This window comes from Glaciimonas sp. CA11.2 (genome assembly GCF_034314045.1).
GTDB lineage: Bacteria > Pseudomonadota > Gammaproteobacteria > Burkholderiales > Burkholderiaceae_D > Glaciimonas.
Window position 1 is genome coordinate 1,199,156 of sequence record NZ_JAVIWL010000001.1, and the last position, 21,998, is coordinate 1,221,153.

At 50.3% G+C, this 21,998-nt stretch carries 17 protein-coding genes and 1 pseudogene; 4 read left to right on the top strand and 14 right to left on the bottom strand.

All coding sequences use genetic code 11. From position 1 onward, the window contains the following. Positions 1 to 29 precede the first annotated feature (29 nt). The 4 genes from RGU75_RS05140 to RGU75_RS05155 all read right to left on the bottom strand — a co-directional run bounded on the left by RGU75_RS05140 (position 30) and on the right by RGU75_RS05155 (position 3,736). Positions 30 to 290 carry an aldo/keto reductase gene (locus RGU75_RS05140; RefSeq protein ID WP_322233615.1) on the bottom strand — a complete coding sequence of 87 codons (261 nt, stop codon included), beginning with the start codon at positions 288 to 290 and terminating at the stop codon, positions 30 to 32. A gap of 76 nt (positions 291 to 366) precedes the next feature. Continuing rightward, complete coding sequence (gene istB / locus RGU75_RS05145; protein ID WP_322232626.1) at positions 367 to 1,137, bottom strand: IS21-like element helper ATPase IstB; 771 nt, start codon at positions 1,135 to 1,137, stop codon at positions 367 to 369. Positions 1,138 to 1,148: 11 nt separating this feature from the next. Next, positions 1,149 to 2,672, bottom strand: a complete 1,524-nt coding sequence (istA, locus tag RGU75_RS05150) for an IS21 family transposase (protein WP_322240175.1) — start codon at positions 2,670 to 2,672, stop codon at positions 1,149 to 1,151. 164 nt (positions 2,673 to 2,836) lie between these two features. After that, the gene (locus RGU75_RS05155) at positions 2,837 to 3,736 is read right to left on the bottom strand and encodes an aldo/keto reductase (RefSeq protein WP_322233617.1); all 900 of its coding nucleotides are present in this window, start codon (positions 3,734 to 3,736) and stop codon (positions 2,837 to 2,839) included. A 119-nt stretch (positions 3,737 to 3,855) separates the two neighbouring features. Here RGU75_RS05155 and RGU75_RS05160 point away from each other — a divergent pair, with 119 nt between their 5' ends. Next, on the top strand, positions 3,856 to 4,764 hold the full coding sequence (locus RGU75_RS05160) for a LysR family transcriptional regulator (RefSeq protein WP_322233619.1): 909 nt from the start codon (positions 3,856 to 3,858) through the stop codon (positions 4,762 to 4,764). 350 nt (positions 4,765 to 5,114) lie between these two features. Next, entirely contained in the window at positions 5,115 to 5,585 is a 471-nt protein-coding gene (bfr, locus tag RGU75_RS05165) for a bacterioferritin (protein WP_322240257.1), read from the top strand. 362 nt (positions 5,586 to 5,947) lie between these two features. Here the strand turns inward: bfr and RGU75_RS05170 are convergent, their stop codons facing one another. From RGU75_RS05170 to RGU75_RS05215, 10 genes and pseudogenes are all read right to left on the bottom strand, one after another. Next, a complete protein-coding gene (locus RGU75_RS05170) occupies positions 5,948 to 6,487 on the bottom strand; it encodes a YggT family protein (RefSeq protein WP_322233621.1) in 540 nt (179 codons plus the stop codon). Between the two features lie 272 nt (positions 6,488 to 6,759). Beyond that, the gene (locus RGU75_RS05175) at positions 6,760 to 7,593 is read right to left on the bottom strand and encodes a histone (RefSeq protein ID WP_322233623.1); all 834 of its coding nucleotides are present in this window, start codon (positions 7,591 to 7,593) and stop codon (positions 6,760 to 6,762) included. 594 nt (positions 7,594 to 8,187) lie between these two features. After that, positions 8,188 to 9,294 carry a ribonucleotide-diphosphate reductase subunit beta gene (locus tag RGU75_RS05180; RefSeq protein WP_416186786.1) on the bottom strand — a complete coding sequence of 369 codons (1,107 nt, stop codon included), beginning with the start codon at positions 9,292 to 9,294 and terminating at the stop codon, positions 8,188 to 8,190. Positions 9,295 to 9,420: 126 nt separating this feature from the next. Continuing rightward, complete coding sequence (locus tag RGU75_RS05185) at positions 9,421 to 12,345, bottom strand: ribonucleoside-diphosphate reductase subunit alpha (protein ID WP_322233625.1); 2,925 nt, start codon at positions 12,343 to 12,345, stop codon at positions 9,421 to 9,423. 500 nt (positions 12,346 to 12,845) lie between these two features. Beyond that, the gene (gene ampD, locus RGU75_RS05190; protein WP_322240262.1) at positions 12,846 to 13,412 is read right to left on the bottom strand and encodes a 1,6-anhydro-N-acetylmuramyl-L-alanine amidase AmpD; all 567 of its coding nucleotides are present in this window, start codon (positions 13,410 to 13,412) and stop codon (positions 12,846 to 12,848) included. Between the two features lie 138 nt (positions 13,413 to 13,550). After that, entirely contained in the window at positions 13,551 to 15,053 is a 1,503-nt protein-coding gene (locus RGU75_RS05195) for a sigma-54 dependent transcriptional regulator (RefSeq protein WP_322233627.1), read from the bottom strand. 27 nt (positions 15,054 to 15,080) lie between these two features. Next, a complete protein-coding gene (locus RGU75_RS05200) occupies positions 15,081 to 16,871 on the bottom strand; it encodes a sensor histidine kinase (RefSeq protein ID WP_322233629.1) in 1,791 nt (596 codons plus the stop codon). Between the two features lie 120 nt (positions 16,872 to 16,991). After that, on the bottom strand, positions 16,992 to 17,273 hold the full coding sequence (locus RGU75_RS05205; RefSeq protein WP_322233631.1) for a PP0621 family protein: 282 nt from the start codon (positions 17,271 to 17,273) through the stop codon (positions 16,992 to 16,994). Further along, positions 17,270 to 18,079: a cytochrome C assembly family protein gene (locus tag RGU75_RS05210; protein WP_322233633.1), complete on the bottom strand. Its 810-nt coding sequence runs from the start codon at positions 18,077 to 18,079 to the stop codon at positions 17,270 to 17,272. Before RGU75_RS05210 ends, RGU75_RS05205 begins: the two co-directional genes overlap by 4 nt. A gap of 246 nt (positions 18,080 to 18,325) precedes the next feature. Continuing rightward, positions 18,326 to 19,096, bottom strand: a pseudogene (locus RGU75_RS05215) (NYN domain-containing protein); the annotation flags it as partial. 460 nt (positions 19,097 to 19,556) lie between these two features. Here RGU75_RS05215 and ffh point away from each other — a divergent pair. Beyond that, positions 19,557 to 20,924, top strand: coding sequence for a signal recognition particle protein (gene ffh, locus RGU75_RS05220; RefSeq protein WP_322240265.1), 1,368 nt, complete (start codon positions 19,557 to 19,559; stop codon positions 20,922 to 20,924). 370 nt (positions 20,925 to 21,294) lie between these two features. Then, positions 21,295 to 21,657, top strand: a complete 363-nt coding sequence (locus RGU75_RS05225) for an SWIB/MDM2 domain-containing protein (RefSeq protein ID WP_205322985.1) — start codon at positions 21,295 to 21,297, stop codon at positions 21,655 to 21,657. The last annotated feature ends 341 nt before the right edge of the window (positions 21,658 to 21,998 follow it).

Consider the following 21,998-nt stretch of genomic DNA (forward strand, 5'->3'; position numbering starts at 1 on the left):
GCATGGTTGCCTCCTTTTAATTGATGGCTTTATGATTTGCTACTGGACGGAGGACTGTTCGGCTTGATTTGCGTACCTGAGGGCATTCGCGTGGGAGCGGTCCGCTCGTGCATCCAGCCTGGATATTCCGGCGCGAGCCTGCTAACAGCGTCAAGCGTAGCAAGATCATCAGCGTCAAGCTTGAGCCCTCGGGCGGCTAAGTTCTGTTCAATTTGATCAAGGCTTTTTGCGCCAGTAATGACGGACGTAACGAAGGGTTTCGCCAAGACGTAAGTGCGTATTCTGGTCAACGTGACCGCTCATTCTGGCCGATCGTGACCGCTGCGCCTGCGATGTTGTTACGCGGTTAAATTGTAATGTCTGCGGTCACGATGGGTCGATAGTTTTCTCCTTTTTGCTGGTTTTAGGTCGTTCTGCGCCACGCAGTGAATCGCCGGTCAGTGTCAGCCGATGATTGCGCTGCAGAATGCGGTCCAGGATGGCGTCGGCAATAGTGGCGTCGCCAATCCAGGCATGCCAATGGTCAACAGGAAGTTGACTGGTAATAATCGTCGCTCTGTTTGCCGCCCGGTCGTCAATCATCTCCAGCAAGTCGGAACGGGTCGTGCTGTCGATCGCGCCCATGCCCCAGTCATCAAGTACCAAGACATCGATCTTGGCGAGTTGGAGCAGCCATTTCCCAAAGCTGCCGCTGCCGTGCCGGATGCGTAGTTCTTCCTGTAGACGGGGTACGCGTTGATAAACAGCAGAGTATCCGCGCCGACAGGCGTACTGTGCCAGTGCGCAGGCCAGCCACGATTTGCCAGCACCGGTCGGTCCGGTAATGAGAATGCTGTGGCCAGCACTGACCCAATCTCCCAGCGCCAGACTCATCACTTCACGGCGGTCGATGCCACGCCCCGAGCGGGCATCAATGTCTTCAATCGCCGCTTGTGCGTATTTCAGGTGGGCGTTCTTAAGCAGGCGCAGGAGCTTGCGGTCATTGCGGCAATGGACTTCGCGATCAACCAAGAGTGCCAGACGTTCCTCGAAACTCATCGCCGCCATACTGGCCTGCGTCAATTGTTCCTCCAGTCCGGTCGCTAAGCCATCGAGTTTTAAGGTCCGCAATTGGGCCAGAGTGGTATGCATCATCATCGTTGACATCCTCATTGATAGTAATCAGGGCCACGCACATGGGCATGGTCAGGACTGACCCAATCGCCAACTGGGGCACACGGTGTGCGATCACGGTTATTTTTGAGAATGTCACGGACGTGGCGGTATTGGCAGGCACCGAGCTGTAAGGCCAGCATGCATCCTGCTTCAAGACGTGGCTTGCCGTAGCGCTTGGCCAATGACAGCAGACCAAGACAGGCACGGTAGCCGTGCTCGGGATGTCTGTTCTCGGCCATCAGACGCGTCACCGCCTCCGCTGTCGCCGTACCGATGGTCTGTCCCCAGTGAATCAGTCGCTGTGGCGTCCATTCCAATTGCGCACGATGCGCCACCGGCATATGCAGGGTGTCGGTGGTGAACCCGCCTTCGCCACTGTTGCGCGGATGACTGGCGACACGTTGACCGCGATGCAGGATTTCCACTGTCGTCGCTGTCATCCGGGCTTCCAGCACCTGACCGACCAGGGCTTGCGGCACACTGTAGTGATGGCGGCCGATCTCAACGTGGTAATCGTTATGCACCCTGACAGTCTTGAAATGCGCCATCTCATAACATTGCAATGGCAAAGGCCGTAGCGCCGGGACATCGAGTTGGGCAAACGCACTGGCGCGACTACCGGGTAGCTTCTGAAACGGCTTATCGTTAAGTACGCTCAGCAGCGGTGCGATGGCGACATCGACCTCGTGGACGCTGCTAAATTGCTGATGTCGCAGACGCGCCATGATCCAGCGCTCGACGATCTGCACTGCTGATTCGGCCTTCGCTTTATCCTGAGGATGACGCGGACGGGCTGGCAAGATGGAGGTGCCGTAGTGGCGCGCAAAATCGCGTACGGTGTCGTTACTGCGTGGTTCGTAGCGATTGGCGTCGGCGATCATAGCCTTCGGATTATCGGGAACAATCAACTGCGGTACCCCGCCGAAGAAGCGCAGCGCACGCGCTGTCGAAGTGAGCCAGTCGGCCATCGTCTCACGCGGCGTAGCACAGGCATAGGTGTAGCTCGATGCGCCCAGAGCAGCGACGAAGATGTGGGCACGGCTACCATCAGTGAGACCGATAGTCGGACCAGCATAATCAATGAACAGTTTCTCGCCAGCCCGGTGAATCTGGCGCATAGAGCGTTTGAGCTGTTTGGCAAACTGCCGGTAATTCACGCAGAACTGTGAGTAGGCATAGGTCTGGTGCTGGGCATAATCGGCACGATACTCTTCCCATAGCAACATCAGCGTCATCCCCTTGCGCCGCAGTTCGTGATGCAGCCTGGCGTAATCTGGCTGGACATGGTCTCGGGTCCGTTCTGGCGTGACCAAAAGCCGGTGCGCCAACTCGGTGTCGTCTACATCTTGCACCGCCGACCAGTCCAAACCGGCAACGGCGGCCAGGCCGACATACTTGGTGACGACTCCTTTTGAAATCCCCAGTGCTGCGGCAATCTGCTGGTGCGATAGTTTGGCATCCAGTTTTAAACGTAATACGTCTTTTATCTTACGCATAGTGATCCTTTGTACGGGCACGTTGTCTCCAGACAAACTGGAAGCGTACCCGTTCGGTTGCTCTATGCGTAACATCATCACGGTGCTGTACGACACCATTCCGGTATCGTGACCGATGATTCTGCTATCGTGACCGCCGATTCTGGTCGGGCTTGAAATCGGTCACGATAGACCGGAATGAGCGGTCACGATGCGCCAGAATGGTCGGTCACGATAGACCAGAATCGGTGGTCACGATCGGCCAGAATACCCACGTAAGCAAGCGCGACGCTCGCCACGCTGGTGCCGTGGTTCTCTGCGATGGGGCGCATCGCCGCCACGCAGGACCAGGCTTTATCTTTGTCAACAGGTGGAAAATCGAAGGTCGCACGCCGCCCTTCGCTTGCCGAGCCCGGACCAAACTTTCCGGACAGCAACCCACCTGCAAGCGGTGACCAAACCATCAAACCCATCTTTTCTTCCGTCAACATCGGCGCTATTTCCCGCTCAAGGTCGCGGCCCGCGATGGAGTAATAAGCTTGGACTGTTTGAAAGCGAGAAAAACCGCAGCGTTCAGCAATGCCTTGAGCCTTGGCAATGCGCCATGCCGACCAGTTTGAAACGCCGATATAGCGCACAAGTCCGCGCGAGATAAGGTCATCGAACGCGCGAAGAGTTTCCTCTATGGGCGTCACCGGATCGTTGGCATGAACTTGGTAAAGGTCGAGATAATTGGTCTGGAGGCGCTCTAAACTCGCCTCAACCGAATCCATGATGTGTCCACGAGAGGAGCCCCGGTCATTCGGTCCGCTGCCGGATGGATTAAATACTTTGGTCGCAATGACGACATCCTTACGCGGTACGCCCAGGTTTTTTAGCGCCTGACCCAGCATGCGTTCAGAATGGCCGTGGGTGTAAACATCGGCGGTGTCAAAGAAATTCACACCTGCAGCAAGGCAGCATTTCACGATACTATCGGCTGTTGCCTGATCCATTCCCGCAATATCGTGATAAAGGCCTTCCTGCCCTGAAGGGCCGAAGGTCATCGTGCCGAGGCAAAGTTCTGATACGAAAAGTCCTGTGTTACCCAGTTGGTTGTAGCGCATTGTGGCCTCCAAAGTGCGTGGGACCAGCCCTTCTGGCTCCACAAGCGTTAACTATGCGCCGCGCGACGTTTGCTATAAAGTACTCCAATCAAAACTCATTGTTACCCAGATAAAGAACAATGCAAAATCTCGACGCACTGGCGATCTTTGTTCGCATAGCAGAAATGGGCAGTTTCACTCACGCAGCGGAGAGCCTCGGCATTCAAAAGGGCAGAGCGTCGAATGTTGTTCGCAAAATGGAAGCACAGATGGGTGTTCGCTTGCTCCACCGCTCAACCCGAACGGTACAGTTGACGGAGGACGGAAGAAGCTTCTATCTACGCGCGCGCGCCCTGCTTACAGATGCCGAGGATCTGAACTCGATGTTTGCTGGAGGCGAGGCGCCTCTACGCGGTCGTCTACGGGTCGACATGCCGACCGAATTCGCTCGCTCCACCATCTTGCCTGCGTTGCCAACGTTCATGGACGCCTACCCGGAAGTCGAGCTAGAAATATCAAGCACTGACCGGCGCGTTGATCTGATTCAGGAAGGAATGGATTGCGTGCTCCGCGTCGGCGAAATCGTTGACGAGACGCTCGTTGCGCGGAGGCTTGGAGCCTTGCGGATGGTCAATGCGGCAAGTCCGGCCTACCTCAAGCGGCATGGCATACCTCGCACGCTGGAAGATCTGCTGGCTCAGGACCATCGCATGGTTCACTACACGCCAACATTGGGGAGTCGGCCACTCGGCTGGGAATATCCAGACGGCGACAGCTATGCAATGCTTGCGCTTCCCGGTTCGCTCAGTGTCAACAACGTGCAGACGTATCATGGCGCGGGATTGGCTGGGCTTGGGCTCATACAGGCCGGGCTCTCAAGCCTCTCGGCCTTCCTCCTTAGTGGCGAGCTAATCGAAGTCCTCCCAGATTTGCGTCCGGAACCATTGTCGGTGTCAATCGTGGTAGCGCACCGACAGAACCTGTCGCGTCGGGTGCGCATCTTCATCGAGTGGCTTGAGCAAATTTTGGCGCCTTATCTAGATCGTTAGCGCGCATAGGCAAAGCGGATAACTCATTCCCGCACAACGCGAAAAGGGAGTGTTGCTTTAGAGGCTTTATGTATCTGCGTGCTATTCAGTACTTTGATTCAAGCACGCACCTACGTCGATTTATTCCGCAACTCTCTTTAAAACAACTGCCGCCGAGTTTACCCTTGCCAAGCTTAAGACAATTTTAATCCTGGATTAAAAGGCTTGAACAAGAGTGCGAATGATTCCTGCTAATGTATGGTGAAAAAGCTGAGTGGCTAAGCTATCATTGCTCTTTTCGGGCGGTGCTGGTTATATTTCCCCACGTCATATCACCTTCGTTCGCCGATATTATTTTTAGAGAGGCAATTATGCAAGGCGACAAAAACATCATTAAACTGCTCAACGCACAGTTGACCAACGAACTCAGCGCAGTTAATCAGTATTTTCTGCATGCCCGGATGTACAAACACTGGGGCCTGGAAAAACTGGGCAAGAAAGAATACGAAGAGTCGATCGGCGAAATGAAGCATGCTGATCGCCTGATCGATCGTATCCTGATGCTGGATGGACTGCCTAATCTGCAAGCATTACACAAACTGATGATCGGCGAGAATACGCCCGAGATGCTGGCATGCGATTTGAAGTTAGAGAAAGCTGCGCAACACACCGTCAAAGAAGGCATTGCTGCGTCTGAGGCTGCGGGTGATTACATCTCACGCGAATTGTTTAAAGACATTCTGGATGACACCGAAGAACACATCGACTGGCTCGAAACCCAAATCGACCTTATCGACAAAGTCGGTATCCAGAATTATCTGCAAACCCAGATCGGAAGCTGAGTTAATTAATATTTCATTAACACGCAGTTAGCGTTCAATTAGCATTGAGCCAACGGAAATATTTGCTATCGGCAAATACGCACCGTTGGCGCTACACAATGTTATGCGCATCTCTGCTCAAGCAATACAGCAAAATGTCGGGTCACGTGGCATAGACGCAAAGTAGTGAGCTTGCGATATGGTTTAGCGCCAGCGCACTCCTCCAGAATCGATAATAATGCCAGGCATCACCGAGCACCAAAAAATATCGTTTCCACCCCGAACATAGACCAATCAAGAGCAATCCAGGCAGCACAACAGCGGCATTTTTCGCCTGCGCGAACTCTCCTTCTTTGTCCACTCCTTGCCTTACTACGAATTAATTAAAGAGATTGAATCAACGCGATCAACAGTTGGTGGACTATCCGCAATAGAATAAGCGCCACCAGAGGCGATAAGTCGACATTCCCTAATAAAGGGATAATCCGACGCACAGGATCCAGCAGCGGGGCATTCAGTGCCCGCACGAAGGGCGCCAATGGTGCCTGCGGATTTACCCAGCTAAAAATGGCTTCGATAATTAACAACCCTATCAGGCCATAAAAAACCCATTGTAGAAACAGCAACGCCGCCAAAACCAATACCACCGGAGCACTCAAAACTGAAGCAACTGCAAGTTGCAATGCTACACAAACAAGTGCGACCACTAGCGCACCAATCAGACTCGCCCAGTCATAACCACTGAAACCAGGCAGCACTTTGCGCAGTGGGCGCACCATCCAGTCTGAAATGGTAAATATGAAATGGGCCACCTGTTGGGGTGGACGCACGCGGACGGCCTGAATCCAGAAACGTAATAACAGCACGCCACCTAAAACACTCCCGGCAGTCTCGATGATCAATGAAAAAATATTCTGCAGCACGATGTTTTTCTCTCTTTTCGGATGAAGCGTGACATTTCAATACACTATAGCCACTTTAAACGATGGCACACAATCACGCTAGAGAAGCATCATGACCTAAGATGACGTATTTGAAAATGCTATTGCCATACGGACTACCTACTTCTTACTTTTTTCTTCAGAGTGGTAGCAGCACAATCCGATGAAAAAACAAAAAACCCGCTGATAGCACAAGGCCATACAGCGGGTAGTACGCCTGAAACTAACTAGGCTCTCTTCCGACACGCGAACAATTACGGACGCGTACCAGTAGGGAAAGGCCATGCTGCTGCCGGATTCAGTATAGTTTTTACTGCTGAATCAGCTGCTGCTGCCGGTTTTGCCGCTACTTTTTTTGCCGCTGGCTTTTTTGCTGCTGCTTTAGCTGCTGCTTTAGCTGCAGGTTTCGCCGCTGCTTTAGCTGCAGGTTTCGCCGCTGCTTTAGCTGCAGGTTTCGCCGCTGCTTTAGCTGCTGGCTTTGCTACCGCTTTAGCGACAGGTTTCGCTGCTGCTTTAGCTACCGGCTTTTTGGCAGCAGGTTTTGCTGCTGCTTTAGCTACCGGCTTTTTTGCTGCAGGTTTCGCTGCTGCTTTAGCTACTGGCTTTTTGGCAGCAGGTTTTGCTGCTGCTTTAGCTACCGGCTTTTTGGCAGCAGGTTTTGCTGCTGCTTTAGCTACCGGCTTTTTTGCCGCAGGTTTGGCTGCTGCTTTTGCTACTGGCTTTTTTGCTGCAGGTTTCGCTGCTGCTTTTGCCACTGGCTTTTTGGCCGCTGCTTTTGCAGCAGGTTTCGCTGCTGCTTTTGCTACTGGCTTTTTGGCCGCTGCTTTTGCTACAGGTTTCGCTGCTGCTTTTGCTACTGGCTTTTTGGCCACTGCTTTTGCTACAGGTTTCGCTGCTGGCTTTTTGGCCGCTGCTTTTGCTACAGGTTTCGCTGCTGCTTTTGCTACTGGCTTTTTGGCCGCTGCTTTTGCTACAGGTTTCGCTGCTGCTTTAGCCACTGGTTTTTTAGCTGCTACTGGCTTTTTTGCCGGAGCGGCTTTCTTCACAGCGGGTTTTTTCGCTGCGGATTTCTTTGTTGCTGTTGCCATTTTGTTTCTCCTTCACGTGATGGAAAAAATCAAGCTCCAAGTTGGAAACCCGACGGCCCATCGCGATGGTCCGGCGGATTATTCATCGGCGCAATCAACTCTCTGCTTGCGCTAATGAATTCGGCACCAGCTGAACTGCTCCATCCCCTCATTGATGCAGCACTTCAGCCATTATTGGCCAGGGATATCTTCCACGATCGCCGACCTGGAAGAGTCACGTTATTCGCAACGCCTTGCGGCTGCGAACCTAGCCAAAAAAACGCCAGCTATTACGCCAACGTCGGAATTCTTTAATTAAACCTCTTCCGGAACCTACTCCGCCTCGCAATACCACGTTGCCCGGTGCAGATTATCTTCATTAACTTGCTGCGGTTCCAAAAGAAGTTTATTCAGTTACAAAAGGTGTTCGGATTTTCCAAAGAAAAAGCCGCCATGCCCGATTTAGTCGGGATGAGCGGCGACGACAGATAAGATCTTTGCGGTCTTTGACTGTTCATTAAATTGAATTGCTACCTTTGGTTATGCAGCGTTTTTTTAAACTACTCGCTGCATCTTTCCGTCCACCTCATATTCTTGTCGGAGATTCTGGTACCGTTATTCCCAGTTCAGTGCACCGCCGGTTTGATACTCAATGACACGTGTCTCAAAAAAGTTGCGCTCTTTTTTCAGATCGATCATCTCGCTCATCCAGGGGAAGGGATTTTCTTCCTGAGGGAACATTGGGTCCAGTCCGATTTGCTGCGCGCGGCGATTTGCGATAAACCGCAAATAACCTTTAAACATTGGCGCATTCAAACCGAGCACTCCACGCGGCATTGTATCCTCTGCGTAACGATATTCCAACTCTACTGCGCTTAAAAACAACGATTTAATTTCATCACGAAATTCGGAGGTCCACAAATGCGGATTTTCCATCTTGATTGTGTTGATTAAATCGATGCCGAAGTTACAGTGCATTGATTCATCGCGCAAAATATATTGGTACTGTTCTGCCGCACCCATCATCTTATTTTGACGACCAAGCGCCAGGATCTGAGTAAAGCCGACATAGAAGAAAAGGCCTTCCATGATGCAGGCAAACACGATCAGCGAACGCAATAATTTCTGGTCGTTCTCCGTTGTGCCGGTCTTGAATTCAGGATCGGTCAACGTGTTGATGAACGGAATCAGAAACTCATCTTTGTCACGAATCGATTTGACTTCATGATACGCGTTAAAAATTTCAGCTTCGTCCAAACCCAGCGACTCGACAATATATTGATATGCGTGGGTGTGAATAGCCTCTTCAAACGCCTGACGCAACAAATACTGACGACATTCTGGTGCAGTGATGTGGCGATAAGTGCCAAGTACGATGTTGTTGGCAGCCAGTGAATCAGCAGTGACGAAGAAACCCAGATTGCGTTTTACCAGACGACGCTCGTCATCAGTCAACCCATTTGGACTTTTCCACAGTTCGATATCGCGCTGCATATTGATTTCTTGCGGCATCCAGTGATTAGCACAACCGGCCAGATACTTGTCCCATGCCCATTTATATTTAAAAGGCACCAATTGATTGACGTCTGTATGACCATTGATAATGCGCTTATCAGCAGCATTGACGCGATGTGTCGTATCCACGGCAGCCTCTGTCGGCATCACAGGTGGCATTACACGCGAGTCGGGTGTTGAACTTGATTGTTCATCCCAAGAGAGCATATTTCTTCCTTCACTTTATCTTTTGATTGGTATGCGCGACTTTAGTTCAGCCAGCGCAACAGTTCGTGTCTTAAACAATGTTATCGGCACATTCCGGACTGGCCGGAACGTGCCGTTGTACTGCATTTACTGGCAAGCTTCGCACTCTTCGAAACCTGCATCACCTGGACGCATGGTGCACGCCGGACCATCCAATTCCAACTCATCCGACACCACTGGCTTTGCCGCATAATTTGCCATTGCACCGCCGCTAACAGCGCCGTCCACCGACACCGCATTCAACGCACCAGTTTTGGTCGTTGATTTTTCAGTGTGCGTAGCGCCGATTGTGCGCAGATAGTAAGTGGTTTTTAGTCCACGCAACCATGCCAATTTGTAAGTCTCATCGAGTTTTTTACCCGATGCGCCGGCCATGTAGATATTTAATGACTGGGCTTGATCGATCCATTTTTGACGACGCGAGGCAGCTTCGACCAACCATGACGGCTCGACTTCGAAAGCGGTCGCATAAATAGCGCGCAAATCTTGCGGTATGCGATCAATTTTGGCCAGACTGCCATCAAAATACTTGAGGTCCGAGATCATGACTTCATCCCACAGACCACGCGCTTTCAGATCACGCACTAAATAAGAATTGATTTCCGTAAATTCGCCGGACAGGTTCGATTTCACATACAGATTTTGATAGGTCGGCTCAATACAAGCCGATACACCAATAATGTTTGAGATGGTGGCGGTCGGCGCGATCGCTACGCAGTTCGAGTTGCGCATACCAAACTCTTTGATGCGAGCGCGCAAAGAAGTCCAGTCGAGTGATTCCGACATGTCCGTCTCAAGATAACCGCCACGCTCTTCTGCCAACAGCTTCAGGGAATCTTGCGGCAAAATGCCACGATCCCACAAAGAACCGCGGAATGAACTGTAACGACCACGCTCTTCTGCTAACTCAGTCGATGCGTAATACGCGTTGTAACACACCACTTCCATCGAACGATCGGCAAACTCAACCGCTTCCTGGGACGCATAAGGAATCCGCATCATGTGCAGGCAATCCTGGAAACCCATAATGCCCAGACCGACCGGCCGATGACGCAAATTGGAATCACGTGCCTTTTTAACTGCGTAATAGTTAATATCAATGACGTTATCCAACATCCGCATCGCCGTAGTAATGGTTTTCTGCAGCTTGACCGGATCCAGCTTGCCGTCTTTCATGTGCGCTGGCAGATTGACCGAGCCCAAATTACATACCGCGATTTCTGACTCGTTCGTGTTCAACGTGATTTCTGTACACAAATTAGAGCTGTGCACCATACCGACGTGTTGCTGTGGCGAACGGATATTGCAAGGATCTTTAAAAGTAATCCATGGGTGACCGGTTTCAAACAGCATTGACAACATCTTGCGCCACAGATCCAGCGCATGCAGCTTCTTAGTCGTGCGCAGTTCACCGCGTGCGGCTTTGGCTTCGTACCCGATGTAGGCCGTCTCAAACGCTTTACCGACTTTGTCATGCAAATCCGGCGCATCGCTAGGCGAGAACAAAGTCCACTCGCCCTTTTCCATCACGCGCTTCATAAACAGGTCAGGAATCCAGTTGGCGGTATTCATATCATGCGTACGGCGACGATCATCGCCAGTATTTTTACGCAGGTCGAGGAATTCCTCGATGTCCATGTGCCAGGTTTCCAGATAAGCGCACACTGCGCCCTTGCGCTTGCCGCCTTGATTGACTGCAACAGCTGTGTCGTTAACCACTTTCAGGAACGGCACCACGCCTTGTGATTTGCCGTTGGTGCCCTTAATGTGCGCACCAAGCGAACGCACAGGCGTCCAGTCGTTACCTAGCCCGCCAGCGTATTTCGCCAGCAAAGCGTTCTCTTTAATAGCGTCGTAAATACCTTCAAGGTCATCCGACACTGTGGTGAGATAGCACGATGACAGTTGTGAACGCAATGTCCCTGAATTAAACAGGGTTGGCGTGGAGCTCATGAAATCGAAACTAGACAGCAAATTGTAGAACTCAATCGCCCGCTCTTCGCGGTTAACTTCGTTCAGCGACAAGCCCATCGCGACGCGCATATAAAACGCTTGCGGCATTTCGATACGCACATCCTGAATATGTAGGAAATAGCGGTCATATAAAGTTTGCAGACCGATATAGGCAAATTGCAGATCACGTTCTGGTTGCAATGCATCGGCCAGTTTTTTCAAATCGAACTGGGCCAGCTTGCTATCCAATAGATCTGCCTCAATACCCTTTTTAATATACTTTGGAAAATATTCAAGGTATTCCGCTGGCGCATCGGCTTGCGTCACTTCTTTTCCGAAGACTTCCTTGCGAATCGTATGCATCAGCAAACGTGCTGTCACCGTACTATAAGCAGGATCTTTTTCCATCAAAGCACGCGCTGCCAAAATGGCTGACTTGTGCAACTCTTCAACCGGCACACCGTCGTACAGGTTTTTGACTGCCTCAGACAGAATCGCTTCGGCATCAACATGCTTTTCCAAACCGATACAAGCCGCCGAAATCAAATCACGCACTTGATTCATGTCCAGAACGCGACGTTGTCCATCTTCCGTTACATATATGTCGGCCGATGTCGCAGCAGCGTTAGTGGTAATCAGTTGCGCACGTTCTTCCATACGCTTGGCGCGATACAGCACGTAAGCGCGTGCCACGTCATGCTCGCCCGAGCGCATCAGGGACAATTCGACCTGGTCTTGAATATCTTCAATGTGAAAAGTGCCGCCGGTTGGTTGACGACGCACCAATGCGTTGACAACGTTCAGGGTCAACTGCTCGACTAACTCGCGCACACGTGCGGAAGCAGCACCTTGACCGCCGTTGACCGCTAGAAAAGCTTTGGTCACAGCGATTGAAATCTTGGACGGTTCAAATCCGACCACTGCGCCGTTACGGCGGATGATTCGGTAATCACCAAAACTGACCGGCGCATTCGCGGGAGCGGAAGCTTTGCCAGATTGGGACGATGCGCCGCCGAAGTCTGAGGAAGATTTGATAGAAATTTCTTGAGTAGATTGCACTGAGCCTCCCGAGCTGAGTTGACAAACGCGCTCATCGCGTCTGTTGTTGTTAACTATTATTGAGAATCACTGAAACTTTCAGGATCCACTGACATACCACCACGCCTACGTCGTAATAACTTATGCACTGCAATTAAATCACTTCAACTGATTGCATTGCGTCTACCAATACACGATTCCTCATGCCTTTTGCAGGCTGTTAAAACCGTACGTAAACGCAAAATCCTATTTGACACTACGGTCAAACATCATCAATTTTAAACGAGGGGCGCTGCAACGGGCCCATCCAACATGAGTACCAAAACACTCTTAGTGATGTAGATAAGACACCTGAAACAGCAAAATGAAGAAATCACACCTTTCACCACAAAACACTATATATAGTCTTTTTTATCGGTGTATGCACTAATTGTAGTACCTGAACTGCGTAGATGCAATGCTTATACGTGCGCATTTGTAGAATCTTTTTTTAGAACAAAAGCCAAAATCTGTTGACTTTCCTAGCTTCCAACAGGGAAGCGCAATGTGGGGTTGGTGAGCACTTGCGGTCGATAGCCTGCCAAGCCTTGCTGGTATTGATGCCAGTCAAAAAATGGACCTGGATCAGTTTTCCTGCCGGGTGCAATATGGCTGTGCCCACGTACCGCCAGCAAGTCGTGTCGAGACATCAATGCATCGGTGATTGCGCATAAAGCAAGGTATTGCCGCGAGGAAAAAGGCTCAAAATCGGTTCCCTCGAGCTCGATTCCGATCGAAAAATCATTACAACGCTCTCGCTCGCCAAACGAAGATGCACCGGCGTGCCATGCCCTTTCATTAGTCGATACGAATTGCACAACATCACCATCGCGGCGAATCAGGAAATGCGCCGATACCCTTAACGGTCGCAATTGCGCAAAGTAGGGATCAGCATCGTAGTCCAACTGGTTACAAAACAGGTCTGCAATAAAAGGACCACCGAATTGTCCTGGCGGCAAACTAATATTATGAATGACCAACAACTCAATCCCACCATCCGAGGGCCGTGCATCGCAATTGGGCGAACGCAGATGCTGAACGGCGGGCATGCCAATACCTTCTCCACTGATATTGCACCAGCCGTCCTCACCGATGTGAAAAATCGGCGATTGCGATTGTGGCCCGATTCCAGCAACATTTGCCGCTACGGCCGCCATGGATAATTTATCCGTCATCACGAATACTCGTCATTCCTGCTCATGAATTGATAGCCGCTGCATGCGATATCGCAATTGGCGAAAGCTGATCCCTAACAACTCAGCTGCTTTGGTACGGTTGAATTGCGTTCGACCTAAGGCTTGCCGTATTATATTGCGCTCCACATCGTCCAGATGCATCGGCAGCGATGGCGGCAAGCTGACCTTCGTATCATCCGGCTCTATAACGAACTGTCCACCCATCGCCATAATGGCCGCGACTGTTGCCGCAGACTCTTCAGGACCGATAGGCTCTCGTAATTCAATCGCTCTGGCTGCTTCCGTCTGCCGATATCCGGGCGCTCTTAATGCCAGATCGGAAACTTCGATCTGGCCATCGTTCGCAAACGCTAATGCGCGCTCAAGAATGTTTTCCAGTTCACGTACGTTGCCGGGGAAAGTATACCCACGCAGGGCCTGCAAGGCAGCCGGACTGAGCGATATTGGCGACTGGTGCTGATCTGGAAATGCAAGACGCGTCAAAATGACTTCCGCCAACAAGCCAATATCATCGACGCGTTCCCGCAGAGGTGGCAGATGTAACTCGATGACATTTAAACGGTAATACAAATCCTGCCGAAACTTACCCTTTTCCACACACTCCGCCAAATTTTGGTGAGTCGCACTCACCAAACGTACATCGACCACTTCTTCCGTGGTTGCACCGACTTTGCGCACCCGCCGTTCCTGAATTGCACGCAATAATTTTACTTGCATCGCCAGTGGAAGATCAGCCACCTCATCAAGCAATAGCGTACCGCCATTTGCCGCTTGAAAAAAACCGTCCCGATCATCCGCTGCACCAGTGAACGCACCTTTTCGATAGCCAAAAAATTCCGCTTCCATCAAATTCTCTGGAATTGCGCCACAGTTGACAGCAATAAACGGTTTATCAGCGCGTGGACTGAGTGCGTGTAAATCGCGCGCTGCCAACTCTTTTCCACTACCGGATTCGCCGCTAATCGCAATCGGTGCCATGCTTCGCGCCAACCTCGCAATTTGCGTACGCAAATCCTGCATTGCCGCCGATACTCCGATCAGACGCAAGGCCGGTGCGCCGGACTTGTTATTACTCAGTCCATTGCGTGGCAATATGCCAGCAGGAGGCACGCCGTTGCGCTCTGGCAAATGGACGCGTAGCGCCGATTGCACCATCAAACGTAATTGATCAAGTGCAACCGGCTTCGACAAATAATCGAATGCCCCCGCCTTCAATGCCATTACCGCGTTGTCCGCACTGCCGAACGCAGTAATGACGGCGACCGGTGTCATCTTGCCACTGGCGACAATCTCGTGCACCAATTCAATGCCAAGACCATCAAGAAGCCGCATATCAGTCAGCACGAGTGCATAGTCACGTAGCAGCAGGAAACGTCGCGCCTCTGCCAGTGAATCGGCACTATCGACGTCCAAACCCATTTTGACCAACGCGATTTCCAGCAATTCGCGCAAATGTGCTTCGTCATCGACAACTAAAATACGGGGTGAAGTCATAGCAACAATTTTCCCGCTCAAATAAAATTAAATTGGTCCACGCACCGCAAATGCGATCACAAATCGCCCGGTAAGGTCTTCATGCACCTCGTGCCTATATTCATAATCCAGCATAGCGCCGTTATTCAAACACAACTCGCGCGCCAAAAATAGCCCTAAACCGGTTCCTTTATTAGAAGTCGTGTAAAACGGCTCAAATAAATGCGAGCGAACCGCCGGCATAATCGCATTACCATCATCCTGTACATGTAACTCTAGACCACCTGCGGCGTTCGTCATGACCTGAAGTCGTATACTGTTTGGACCGCCGCTTGCATAACGCAGCGCATTCGACAATAAATTTACCAGAACCTCGCGCAGATGCAAAGGATCAAACCACACGGCGTATTTATCGGTCGTCGAAATCATCAACTGCAATATGCCTTTCTTGATAACATTCATTTGCTGAAATTCTTCGGCTATATCGAACACCAGTGGACACAAAAGGATCGGCGCGGTTTGTCGTTGTACCTTGCGCGAAAGCGACAAGATATCTTCTATCATGCGGTTCAGCCGCGCCACGTTATCCTCAATAATATTGAGCAAACGTACATGTGTCGGATTAGTCGCATCTTCGATCAAAAGCGTAGCCGCATAGGATATTGATGAAAGTGGATTTCGTACCTCATGGGCAATACTCGCGGTCAATCGCCCCATTGATGCCAACTTCAGTTGCTGTGCCTGATTTTCGATTTCACTCACATCTTGCAAAAAAATCACAGCGACATATTCACTCAAATCCTCGGTTTTAACTGCCGCAAAGCGTAACTTGAAATGCACTGCCAGCTCGTGCCCCCTCGCCCCCATCAACACGGCGCTGGGTCTTCGGTCATCAGTATGTTTAATGGTGACCAAAAAGGGAGAATCACTGGACGTCGCATCAGAAATTGACTGTGCAAAGTACGGAGTAGCTTGTGATGCGGCTTGCGCAGCTGCGCTAGGATATTGGTTAACCGTCGCAGTCCAGACAAAAAAAGCCTCAGCAATCGGCGTCAAGGCGGGAAAGTCGCTCAGTTTATGCCTGGGACCATCGTCCAGTATCGATAGTGCAAGCATACGCCCAGCCATCGGATTTGCCATCAAAATAGTGCCGTCTGGCCCAACCACCAACAAACCATCCCCCATATCGGCAACGGCCATACGGTTGATAGCAAGTTGTACACGCAAATCTTTCCCACGCTGATTTGCCAGGTCCTCCTGGCGGATCAAGCGATTCGCCAGGCGATTGATCACAAACACCGAAAAAAAGAACGCGGCGCCCGACAATCCTGCTTTTACTGTTGTCGCCTCTGAAGCTTCTTGTAAAATCTGATATCCACTCTCACCCAATAAAATCAAGGTCACGATGGATACGAATAGCATCGCCAAAGGCAACGACGCCAAAATAGCACCACCAGCTAATGGAAACAAAAAAAGAACAGCTAATCCACTTTTAGCGCCACCAGCACCGATATAGAGAATCGAAATTGCTCCTATGTCGACCAAAATTTGCACGACAATTTGCAACCGGTATTGCCGTTGGCAATACGCTGCCAACAAAGTGAAGATGATCGCGCAAAGTAAATAGAGCGAGCAAGTTTGCGGATAGTTAAAAAACTCCGAAAATTGCAGAGCATTTTTTACATTCGCGCTGAGATACACGAGCAGTACCAGCGCGACAACAATACGGGTGATGTTAAACGTTTGCAGGGTGCGCCAAAACGTCATTGGTTTGTCGCCATCGGTAAAGAAGGCCGACATCGTTTTGGGCAGGTGAAAGGACATTGCGGATTTGATCATGCACGTTAACTCGGGCTAACTCAGACTATATTCAAAGCGCTTAGTACAAAACACGCATTACAAAGCACCAATCAAAGACTTATACGACCAGATTATCACTGCGCAGGATCATTATGCTGGTCATTGCGCGTGTAAGCGCCGATGGTCCTCACCGCAATAAATAGTACCGGCATAATCAGTCACCGCTTCAGATGCAGGAAAATGCAACCCGCAATGTGCACAGGCCACCATTTCTTCCACAGGTGACGACGCGCCCGATAACGATGACGGGCGCCCGTCTCTAGGACCTGCACCGCTGGCACCATCTGGCGCAGCACCGCTCTTATTAATGATATTTTTTTTGACGCGCTGAAACCAGACGATAACCGCCAGCGCGATAACTAACCAAATCACATATTTCATACCAGGACCCGATGCAATACAACTTCCAATACAAAACGACTACCGACATAAGCCAGCAGCAAAATAGCAAACCCGATCAACGTAAAACTGAGCGCCGTACGTCCGCGCCAACCCTGCCATTTACGTCCGGCCAATAATAAGCCGAACAGCGCCCACGACAGCAGCGTAAAAATGGTCTTGTGGTCCCATCTAAACGCGGTCCCAAATAACTCCTCAGAGAACACAACGCCGGACAACACCGTCAACGTCAATAAAGCGAACCCGAAAGCGATCAATCGAAACAGCAATTTTTCCATGGTCAGTAATGCAGGCAATCGATCCAGCGCCGCGCCGAACCAACTGGCATTGGCGTTGCCGGGCCGCGTATGGAGTCGAGATTCTTGTAACACCATGAGTACCGCATGAAACGCCGCTATCGTCAACGTACTATAAGCTAGGATAGAAATGACGATGTGCCATAAAAATATCGGTGATTTACCACTCAACGACACCATATTCCCCGGAAACAACGCTGGCAAGATGACTGCAACGGCCGCCGTTGGCAACACCAGAACGCGCAATCCATCGAGAGTATAGTTACGATTTTCAAGCCAATAAGCGGCGACTGAAACCCATAGTGTCGCCGATAACATCATCGAAAAACCTACGCGTACTTCCTCTGGCCCGACCACGTCGGCCCACAACACGCCGCCATGTAACAGCCAGCCGACCGCAGCGACAACCGAAATGGTTTTTCGCTGCTTCGACGGCAATATGGCGCAGCCAAGATATAACAAAGCTGTGAGAATAAATAGATAAGTTTGCATCGTATAAGTTTACAGTATGTGACCGCAGTATGTGACCGATTACTGGGCATGTGATAGCCAACAATTCAAAAGAAATTTACTACAACGACTGGTTACACCAATTCAAAATGCTTTACGTCACTCGGAATACGCAAAAATAATCAGCAAAGTCATGACTGGGATGCTTGAATCAAAACATAGCAAAGGTAACGCCACAATCAGCATAATGACGCCAACCGGTCGTTTTAAAAGTCTTCCACCTTATTTTTTGCGCTTGTCACGGATATACATTGCCAATTTGTTATTCGCCAAAGTGCGTTGCGTGACATCAAATAATTCCGTCGCGCTGACCAGACCACTTAACTTGGCATACCCATATTCACGGGCATCAAAATCAGGCGCCTGCTTAGCGATATAACTCCCAACCGAACCCAACTGCGCCCAACCGTCCTCATCCGATACCGCTTCAACCCCACTGCGTAACAACCGCAACAGTCGCGTATCCTGGCGTAACTCATTGGCGGCCCGATGCAACTTGCTCGGTACATCGCTCGCACCGTCCTGCTCCGCAACTTCTGACACCGCTGACTCGATCAACAGGTCTGTATAGATAAATTTGTCGCACGCTGTCACAAAAGGCTGCGGCGTCTTCCGCTCTCCAAAACCATAGACGGTCAATCCTTCTTCTCGGATGCGCGAGGCTAGTCGGGTAAAATCACTATCGCTTGAGACGATGCAAAAACCATCAAAACGACCGGTATATAACAAATCCATCGCATCAATGATCATCGCGCTGTCTGTCGCATTTTTACCTTTGGTATACCCAAACTGCTGAATCGGCTGGATCGAGTTACGCAGAAGACACTCTTTCCAGCTTCCTAGGCGATTATCGGTCCAATCGCCATAAATCCGTTTGACGCTGGCAACACCATATTTGGCGACCTCTGATAATAAGCCGTCGACAATCGCCGCGCTCGCATTATCTGCATCGATTAGTACTGCCAGACGCGGTGCTTCAGAAGCGGTGTTTCCTGACATAGCCATTCCTCAATTGTGAATAGAAGAATAATACCCGAAGGGAAGAGCACACTCTAGTCGTTCCCGTTTTGCAGCATACACCAACCGAATTTGATTCTTAAGCCAAGGGACCAATCATTTATTCGTGTTTTATGCGTGCTTACTAATTAATAAGAACGACTCGCGGCAGGGCTTAATTACACCGAGGTTAACACCGGGCCAGGCTTTGAAGCGCTTGCAAAGCTTTTTATGGTGACCTTGGTAACGACTATGGTGCCCTGTGGCAAAATTTTCTCCAAAAATGCCTTATTCTCCTTTGCGCCGCCGTCTTCAAAGCGGTTTTGCAGCCGTATCGGGTAAAATGGAGGATTATTTTCAGTACGCCGCGTCTGTCATCATCCGTGATGAAAATTGCATCCGGAACCTTAGCGGACGCAATGACGCATTGCCCTTTTGCCCCTCTTCTGAAAAACAGTCACCTATGTTAGACAATCTTACCCAGCGTCTTGCCAAAGTCGTCAAAACCATGCGCGGCGAAGCGCGCCTGACAGAAACCAATACTGCCGAAATGCTACGCGAAGTCCGTTTGGCGTTGCTAGAGGCCGATGTCGCGCTACCCGCCGTTCGTGAGTTTATCGCCAACGTAAAACAAAAAGCGCTGGGCGAAGAAGTCATCGCCTCGCTCACACCGGGTCAGGCACTTGTCGGCGTCGTGCAGCGAGAGCTAGCCTCACTGATGGGCGCAGATCTCGGGCCCGAAGCATCGCAACTGAACTTCGCCACGCAACCGCCCGCGATCATTTTGATGGCTGGATTGCAAGGTGCAGGTAAAACTACTACCGTCGGTAAATTAGCTAAATATCTGCGTGAGCAGAAAAAGAAAAAAGTACTCACCGTCTCTACCGACGTTTATCGCCCTGCGGCGATCGGCCAGCTAAAGACGGTCACAGAACAAGTCGGCGCGGATTTTTTCCCGAGCCTGACAACAGATAAACCAGTTGATATTGCGCTGGCGGCACTCGATTTTGCGAAGCGTCATTATCACGACGTGCTAATTATAGATACCGCGGGTCGTCTTGGTATTGACGAAGCGATGATGCAGGAAATCACTGCAGTGCATGCCGCGGTCAAGCCAATTGAAACCTTATTTGTCGTCGACGCGATGCTTGGTCAGGACGCGATCAATACCGCCAAAGCATTTAACGATGCGTTGCCGCTCACCGGTATAGTCCTCACCAAACTGGATGGTGACGCTCGTGGTGGTGCCGCCCTTTCAGTACGGCATATTACCGGCAAGCCAATCAAATTTGCCGGTGTCGGTGAAAAGCTGGACGGTCTGGAAGCATTTGATCCTTCGCGCATGGCAAACCGCATTCTCGGCATGGGCGATATTCTGGCGCTGGTTGAAGAAGCACAAAAGGGTGTGGATGTCGCCGCTGCGCAAGATTTAGCGCAAAAAATCAAAGGCGGTGGAAAATTTGACCTTAACGACTTTAAAGCGCAACTAGGTCAAATGAAAAAAATGGGCGGTATGTCGAGCCTGTTGGATAAACTGCCAGCACAATTTCAGCAAGCTGCAGGAGCGGCAAATATGGGTCAGGCAGAAAAATCCGTGCGTCGCATGGAAGGCATGATCAACTCCATGACCGCGCAAGAACGTGCCAAACCGGAACTAATAAAAGCCTCGCGCAAGCGCCGCATAGCAACCGGTGCCGGTGTTCAGGTGCAAGAAGTTAACCGCATGCTGTCGCAATTTGATCAAATGCAGTCGATGATGAAAAAACTTAAAGGCGGCGGCATGATGAAAATGATGCGGAGTATGAAAGGGATGATGCCAGGCTTAAAGTAAGCCCAGTTCTTATTCCCTAGTGTTGACAGGAAGCATCGCACTTTAATGGCATTAAAGCGGTTAAAGCATTGATTGATAAGGCTTTCACGCTTTTTACCGACTGTCGACGATGGGACTGAAAGCGATGCGCCATTGACATGCAGCGGACTAAATATGGTGTTATTTTGCCATCGAATTGATCGTAAAATCACATCACATTTAGTTCCCCAAACTCCTATGAAAAAAGGATGTTTTTGGGCACTCCTGATCAACCCTCAACAAAACCTGCAAAAGCCACAAAAAACACTTGCGTCACTGAGGAAACCGCACCACTATGAGCGATGCGTGATTGACGCATTTTTCACACTCTCTTCGTCAAGGAGGCTCAAAGATGGCCACAGCAAAAAAACCAGTAGTTGCAGAAAAAAAACCTGCAGCTAAACCAGCGGTAAAAAAAGCAGCACCAGCAAAAGTAGCAGCAGCAGACAAGCCAGCACGTAAGCCAAACGCAGCGTTCATGAAGCCAATGAAACCATCTGCTGTTTTGGCTGCTGTCGTCGGCGCTGATCCTTTGCCACGTACTGAAGTAACCAAGAAAGTTTGGGAATACATCAAAAAGCACAATCTGCAAAATCCAGAAAACAAGCGCAACATCGATGCTGATGAAAAGCTAAAAGCTGTCTTTGGCGGCAAAAAACAAGTGTCTATGTTTGAAATGACTAAACTCATTTCTGACCACTTGAGCAATGCTTAAGATATAGCAGTTCTAAAATATCTTAAGTGCCAAACAAAAACGCCCGCATTGCGCGGGTTTTTTTGTATTCTCTTTTCCGTTTTTGTATTTTCTTTAGCACACGCTGAGCAGAATTAACTCCCACTTCTCCCTTCAACACATCTCTGCAAAATCACGACCCCTTCATTAAGATCGAATGAGGCATCGCTACGTGCAAAGCGCATCAAAGAGACACAAACGTCTATATTCTTATGAAAAGGTAGGAACAGGCAAATATGTGAAACCGATCTGGAACCGACCTACAAAGAATTGAAATGAAGAGGAAGCACATCTCAAACGCAGCTAACGAAATGTGTCCGAGC

Coding starts and splice junctions, on each gene's coding strand:
- RGU75_RS05225 (WP_205322985.1), top strand. CDS start 21,295: ATGGCCACAGCAAAAAAACCAGTAGTTGCAGAAAAAAAACCTGCAGCT.
- RGU75_RS05200 (WP_322233629.1), bottom strand. CDS start 16,871: ATGATCAAATCCGCAATGTCCTTTCACCTGCCCAAAACGATGTCGGCC.
- RGU75_RS05195 (WP_322233627.1), bottom strand. CDS start 15,053: ATGACTTCACCCCGTATTTTAGTTGTCGATGACGAAGCACATTTGCGC.
- ffh (WP_322240265.1), top strand. CDS start 19,557: ATGTTAGACAATCTTACCCAGCGTCTTGCCAAAGTCGTCAAAACCATG.
- RGU75_RS05205 (WP_322233631.1), bottom strand. CDS start 17,273: ATGAAATATGTGATTTGGTTAGTTATCGCGCTGGCGGTTATCGTCTGG.
- RGU75_RS05160 (WP_322233619.1), top strand. CDS start 3,856: ATGCAAAATCTCGACGCACTGGCGATCTTTGTTCGCATAGCAGAAATG.
- RGU75_RS05175 (WP_322233623.1), bottom strand. CDS start 7,593: ATGGCAACAGCAACAAAGAAATCCGCAGCGAAAAAACCCGCTGTGAAG.
- RGU75_RS05180 (WP_416186786.1), bottom strand. CDS start 9,294: ATGCTCTCTTGGGATGAACAATCAAGTTCAACACCCGACTCGCGTGTA.
- RGU75_RS05210 (WP_322233633.1), bottom strand. CDS start 18,079: ATGCAAACTTATCTATTTATTCTCACAGCTTTGTTATATCTTGGCTGC.
- RGU75_RS05155 (WP_322233617.1), bottom strand. CDS start 3,736: ATGCGCTACAACCAACTGGGTAACACAGGACTTTTCGTATCAGAACTT.
- istB (WP_322232626.1), bottom strand. CDS start 1,137: ATGATGATGCATACCACTCTGGCCCAATTGCGGACCTTAAAACTCGAT.
- ampD (WP_322240262.1), bottom strand. CDS start 13,412: ATGCCCGCCGTTCAGCATCTGCGTTCGCCCAATTGCGATGCACGGCCC.
- bfr (WP_322240257.1), top strand. CDS start 5,115: ATGCAAGGCGACAAAAACATCATTAAACTGCTCAACGCACAGTTGACC.